Annotated in this window: 6 protein-coding genes; all 6 read left to right on the top strand. The window is 53.8% G+C overall.

Features of this window, described 5'->3' with window-relative positions; all coding sequences use genetic code 11:
• Window positions 1–314: alpha/beta fold hydrolase (locus GOV89_RS22625; RefSeq protein ID WP_171239152.1), on the top strand; the 314-nt coding region annotated here is incomplete at its 5' end.
• Complete coding sequence (locus GOV89_RS22620; protein ID WP_171239151.1) at window positions 311–1,906, top strand: sulfatase-like hydrolase/transferase; 1,596 nt, start codon at window positions 311–313, stop codon at window positions 1,904–1,906. The genes GOV89_RS22625 and GOV89_RS22620, both read left to right, overlap by 4 nt.
• Window positions 1,907–2,474: 568 nt before the next feature.
• Window positions 2,475–4,430, top strand: coding sequence for a hypothetical protein (locus GOV89_RS22735; protein WP_217352199.1), 1,956 nt, complete (start codon window positions 2,475–2,477; stop codon window positions 4,428–4,430).
• A gap of 177 nt (window positions 4,431–4,607) precedes the next feature.
• The gene (locus GOV89_RS22610; RefSeq protein WP_171239150.1) at window positions 4,608–4,775 is read left to right on the top strand and encodes a hypothetical protein; all 168 of its coding nucleotides are present in this window, start codon (window positions 4,608–4,610) and stop codon (window positions 4,773–4,775) included.
• Window positions 4,768–4,959 carry a hypothetical protein gene (locus GOV89_RS22605; RefSeq protein WP_171239149.1) on the top strand — a complete coding sequence of 64 codons (192 nt, stop codon included), beginning with the start codon at window positions 4,768–4,770 and terminating at the stop codon, window positions 4,957–4,959. Before GOV89_RS22610 ends, GOV89_RS22605 begins: the two co-directional genes overlap by 8 nt.
• A gap of 36 nt (window positions 4,960–4,995) precedes the next feature.
• Window positions 4,996–5,205, top strand: coding sequence for a DUF6538 domain-containing protein (locus GOV89_RS22600; protein WP_171239148.1), 210 nt, complete (start codon window positions 4,996–4,998; stop codon window positions 5,203–5,205).
• Window positions 5,206–5,796: the final 591 nt, after the last annotated feature.

Below are 5,796 nucleotides of genomic sequence, written 5' to 3'. Positions count from 1 at the left end.
AAATCCTCCGCTACGCAATCAACCTAGTCTGTTCCATGGGTGCTGATGGCGGACACCGGTTCTACCCGGAAAGCCTCGCCACCGTGGACCCGCGACTTGAGCAAATCGCGATCCCGACCAAGATTTTTTGGGGCGGCGAAGATCAGATACTACCCGTCGACAACGCGCATCGCCTCGCCAAGCGATTGCCTGACAGCCAGCTGCAGATTTTCGAAGGCGCGGGGCACTACTGCTATCAGGATGCGCATGAGGCGTTCGCGCAGATGGTCATCGATTGGGTCAATCAGCAAACAGATGGAGCGCCTCAGCAATGAATGTCAGACCGACCGCACTCTTTCACCGCACCCGCAGTTTCGTCGCAGCATTGGTCACGGCCTTTGCCATTGGAGCACCGGCACATGCAGACGACCGCCCCAATGTGCTGCTGATCCTTGCCGATGATGCCACGATTTCCGACTTTGGCTTTGCGGGCAGCCCGATCCAGACGCCGAACATAGACGCGCTGGTAGAGGCAGGTACGCTCTTTACCCGGTTTCATGCCGCGCCGGTCTGTTCTGTGTCGCGGTCCATGGTGCTGACAGGTAACGATCCGGTCGATGTGGGTTTGGCGACGTTTGACTATGCCGTATATCCCGAAACCAAGGGCGTTGAAGGGTATGAGACCTACCTAACGCGTCGTGGTGTCGCCGTGCAGGAATTGCTGCAGGACTCAGGCTACATGACCATGATGGTCGGCAAGTGGCATCTGGGTGGCAAGGCCGCAGGTGGGCAGGGGCCGCATGAATGGGGCTTTGACCGCAGCTACGCGATTCTGGGCGGTGGCAGCAATCACTGGAATGACAACATCTCGATCCTGAACCAGCTCGACCCCAAGCATGTTGAAGCGGCGGAAAAGGGTGAGATCCCCAAGGAGAAGTACTACGAAAACGGCGTTCAGGTTGACCGGCCTACGGGCGTGTACTCGGATGGCCTCTGGACCGCGCGGATATTGGAATACATGTCCGAGGCACAGGCCGCCGACAAACCCTTCTTTGCTTATGTTGCCTACACGACGCCACATGCTCCGCTGCAGGCACCCAAGTCGCTCGTAGCCAAGCATGCGGAGTACTATCTGGAGCAGGGATACGAAGGTCTGCGCAAGAAGCGATGGGAACAGCAGCAGGCGAATGGCATCATCCCCGAAGGCGCACCGCTGCCGCCCTGGGGGGCAAATCCGCTAGTCTCCAATTGGGACGATCTGGATGACGAGCAGAAACGTCGCAAGGCGCTCTATATGTCGACCTATGCGGCGATGATCGAGTCGCAGGATCAGCATGTCGGCGCAATACTGGATTTTCTGCGTGAGACGGGTGAACTCGACAACACGCTGATCATCTACATGTCCGACAATGGCCCAGAAGGGCAGGACACTGAAGGTCCGCTTTCCAACGAAGGTCTGGCCGCGTGGTTCGACAGTGTGTCCAACCCCGATCCTGAAGCCATAGGGGATGGGGATGTCTACGCGTTTACGGGCACGAACTGGAGCCATGCGCAGGCAGGCGCGCTGGGCTGGTATAAATGGTTCGTCAGCGAAGGTGGCGTGCGCGTGCCGGTGGTCATCGTCCCGCCCAAGAACATGGAGTTCGCACGCGAAGGTGTGCGCACATCGGAATTTGCCAACGTAAAAGATCTCCCGGCTACGATCCTCGACTTGGCAGGCGTGTCGAGCCCCAGCGACACTTACAAAGGACGCGAGATCATCCCTGCGTCCGGGATATCATTGCGGCCCTATCTGTCAGGCGAAACCGACAGCACCCACAACAAGGACGATCATTACGTCTTTGAATTATTCGGGAACGGCTACGTGGTGCAGGGCAACCTCAAAGCGTTGCGCGTGCGAAAGGGCATGTGGGGCGATGGGGAATGACATCTCTATGACATTCTGAATGACCCCGGCGAAACCACGCCGATTGAAGATCAGCACCCGGAGACACTGGCCGAGCTGATCAAGGCCTATGATCGGTTTGTTGCCGAAAAGGGTTTGGTTGACGTCGCTGAAAACTGGAACCCCTGGTACGGGTTCGTGGATCTGAAGGAGTTTGGAAAACCGTGATTGGTGTGTTTTGGCCACGATCTTAGCTCTATCGACGACTACTGGCAGCAACTCCACTTCACGAGCTTGAAACCAATAACCTGTTCTAAGCAGCCTTGAGTGTGTGGCGATTTTCTCGGGCGGCAGCTTCGTCCGGAATGCAGTCATTCACAAAATTTTGCCGAATGACCGCACCGAGCCCAAAGCGGCCACTCATTTAGCGTTAATACTTGGTCAAAATCTGGCTTAAAAACTCTATAATTGTTGACAAAAACACGACAAATTGCTTCTCTTGAGCCCATTGCGCCCCCCTAGCAAACAGACGATGCGCCAAATTCGGTTAACGCTCCGCTTCTCTAGGACACAATTTAGCTGCTTGGCCCAAAAGTTAGTGAGCTAAGTTGTGACTGAACATGAAAATATCGCGGAACAACACCACGCTGAGCACGGTAATCTTCCCTATGACCCTGAAGAATGGGCAAAACGATTAGCCGAAGCGCGAAAACAGCGAGAAAAAGTACTGCTGAACCGGTCTCCTGACCAAAATCAGAAAAAGGGCGTTTCCGACAAAAAAAATCGTCAGAACAATATGCTCACGCGAATGGCGATTACCCGCGCACAGCGTGAAGAAGTACTGCAAAAAATAACCAAGCAAAAAGTTCCAAATAGCCAAAAGGGCACCGAAACTCTAAAAGTTCTGGGTGTCCGGAAAAAGCTTGATACGACTTATAATGAAGCCAAGCTTGTTATTGGCACGGACGGTCAAACAAAGCTGAATGTCATGTCCTGGGCTTCGGATATTGATGAAGTCGAGGTCAAAAAGCCTATCCAAGAACCACCTGCCGAAGAGTTGACCCAATTTACACTGACCAATGCCGAAAAACCAAGGAAACACGCCTCTTCTCGTCCTACTTCCAAGAGAAAAATAGATGTCGAACAGTCAGGTAAAGCAAAATCTCTCAGGTCACGCGAAGCAATAATTGTTCCCGTTAAAACGCCCACTGAAACTTCTAGCTTTTCCAAGAAATCAGGAACGTGGATGAACCCACAACTTGGAGTTCTTTTGGCCTTTCTCATTGCCCCCGTTGGATTGCTGTACGCGAACTCCAGCCATTTCCAAGCGCAAATTGTAAGTTTTAGCAAAAACATTTCAAACTATCGATCTTCATTCCAAAGCAACGGATACAACATTCGTATCTCACCTGCTCCTTCACAACCAAAGCTTTCCGTTCCCAAAATGACGAATACCACGCTGAGAAGCATGACTTTGCCGCACATCGAAGAGCGACCGGAAGCCTTCTCTAAATTCTCAAAACCAATTGAAATGGTGTCGGGTGAAGAAACCATACATGTTATCCAGACAGGCCATGCAGGAAAACGACCCGCAATTGCACAATATAGCCCAGTCTTGGAACTCCCCGACTACATAACAGTGTCCAATACTGAAAACTGGCCCAGCCCTCCGGCGCCAATCTCAATTAAGTCAGCGTCACTTCTCAAGGAGGTGGACCCGGCATCCTTTACCTTATCAGATTTTTGGGCCTCACCACTTTCTTTGGAAAGCGAAACTTTCATTGTCGTGCATTTACCGAAGAACCTTCCACAGGAGCGTCGCCGAAGTGTCCTAGAACGATTTGAGGCAGAGGGAATTTCGGTGGAATCCGTTGCGTCATCACCCTTCACAATAAAAAATACGCAAGTACGCTTCTACCATCTAGAAGACCAGCGTATGGGGGAGGACTTGGCGAACTTTTTCGACGGCGTCGCACGAGATTTTACCAGTTTCGTACCGTCACCAAAACGGGGGCTTTTAGAGCTCTGGGTGTCCGGAGATGGAGCTAAATCGGCGCCCTCTTTTCAGAAGCCGCCAACAGTGGCCAAGCCCCAGGTTGTTGCGCGAGCTGTATTGGCAAAGCCTCCCATGCAACACGGCAATCTGTTCGGTAAGTTGTCGGGTATCTTCAATTCGGGAATAGAACGTGGTGAGAGTACCAAAGCTGGCTCTGACAGAAACAGTGTGGGCAGCGGCGTCACTACTGAAGTTGCAAGCAATTCGACAAGCGCTGGCGGCGGCAAAAACAATGCCAGTAGTGGTGGCAGCAAAAGCAGTACAGGCGGAAACGTTGGCGGTAGCAAAGGCGTAGACAATGAAGGTAGCCAGCCCGGTAAAGGTGGAAACCGTGGAGGTGGAAAGGCCGGAAGCAAGCCTGGCGGCAAAGGCGGAAACAGTGGCGGCGGCAAAGGCGGCAAGGGCGGAAACAGTGGCGGTGGCAAAGGCGGCAAGGGCGGAAACAGTGGCGGCGGCAAAGGCGGCAAGGGCGGAAACAGTGGCGGCGGCAAAGGCGTTCACAGGAACTGAAATTCTGAATGTAACCGCTTTATCATAGTTTTGTGCAGAAGCTGACTGCTGCAAAGCAGCGAACAACAGCTTCGTCCGCAAACCCGCCATCCGCGCAGCAACCCTGAACGTCCGTCCCCCCAGAAACCGAGAGAACCCCTGCATCTAGATAAAGAAGCAACTGCAGGAGTTTGATCCATGAAGTACCTGTCTGCCCTCGGCGTTCTCGTCGGGGGTTTTCTTTTGCGCCCACCGCCCAAGGCCGTCCTGACGACGATGCTCTGGGTGGTCGCGCGGTCTCATCCCGCTGTCTCGGCGCTGGTTCTGCTGTCGGTTCTCTGGACGTGGAGGCCCGACGATGACTGAGCTGGAGCTGACCCCCGGTGACGTCGTGGTCGTCCGCGCCTTCGATGACGTTCCTGAACATCTGTTCCGCGTGGAAGAGGTGTTTGAAGACTGCGTGACCGGCCATGCCGTCACCGGTCCTTTGGCTGGTTCCTACGGCGAACCGGCCCTCGAGATGATCGTTCGACTCGTCTCAGACACCTGATCCCATCCCACATTCCAAATCTGAAAGGAGGAGGCCATGTCTGCTCACATTCGCTATGCCTATCTGAAGGGCCATACGTGGCTCTATCGGCGCAACTATCCAGTTGACGTTGCTCTCGCGCTGGGCGCTCAGGCGCTGAAGCAGAGCCTCAAGACCAGTGACCGCAACACTGCCCGCGTTCGAGCCGCTGAAGTCAATGCACGGTTCGAGACGCTGGTGGAACAGAGGAGCGGAACGACCGTGTAGTGAGTTCCAGCACCTCATCGCTTCCCAGTGGTTTCGTTCCAGCCGGTGAGATTTGCGGTGGGTTCCAATGGAAGTCTACAGACAAGGGAGTGCCCGGTCACATCGGCAAAACCTTTGCCATGGAAGGTTACACTTTGATTTGTTTGGGATCGCGAACAAAATCGAAGACGGCAGAGTATGTGGAAATAGTGTTTAGTGAGCGCTACTGCCGTGAACTTGGTCATTCTCCGACAAAAGACTTTCAAAGAACCGCGCGCAGGATTCTGACGCAAGTGCGATATTTACGGGACTGACACGACATAACCGGTCGCCATAACTGGTTCAAACGTCCGTTCCGTGGCTCGAAGCGGGCATTCGCTCTACATGGCGTGAACGGCCGCTTTGCGGACAAACCCAACTTTAGCTGCACCGCAACAATTGGTTTCAAGTGTAACGGCTCCCTTTTGGGCTTCGGGCGATATTTGACCTCAGTTTTGCCCCAAGTACTGGGTGTCGAGGCGCTTATTCATCCATTTGTTTCTTTAAATCGCTCGGTGTGTCCGCCATCAGCACCCATGGAACAGACTAGGTTGATTGCGTAGCGGAGGATTT

The sequence above is a fragment of the Ruegeria sp. HKCCA5763 genome (assembly GCF_013034545.1).
In the GTDB taxonomy this organism is placed as follows: domain Bacteria; phylum Pseudomonadota; class Alphaproteobacteria; order Rhodobacterales; family Rhodobacteraceae; genus Ruegeria.
The sequence above is the reverse complement of the archived record's forward strand: the minus strand, read 5'-3'. Positions and strand labels throughout refer to the sequence as shown.

What these genes read in the sequence shown, in the direction of transcription:
- GOV89_RS22605 (WP_171239149.1), top strand. Translation starts at nt 4,768, where the DNA reads ATGACTGAGCTGGAGCTGACCCCCGGTGACGTCGTGGTCGTCCGCGCC.
- GOV89_RS22610 (WP_171239150.1), top strand. Translation starts at nt 4,608, where the DNA reads ATGAAGTACCTGTCTGCCCTCGGCGTTCTCGTCGGGGGTTTTCTTTTG.
- GOV89_RS22620 (WP_171239151.1), top strand. Translation starts at nt 311, where the DNA reads ATGAATGTCAGACCGACCGCACTCTTTCACCGCACCCGCAGTTTCGTC.
- GOV89_RS22600 (WP_171239148.1), top strand. Translation starts at nt 4,996, where the DNA reads ATGTCTGCTCACATTCGCTATGCCTATCTGAAGGGCCATACGTGGCTC.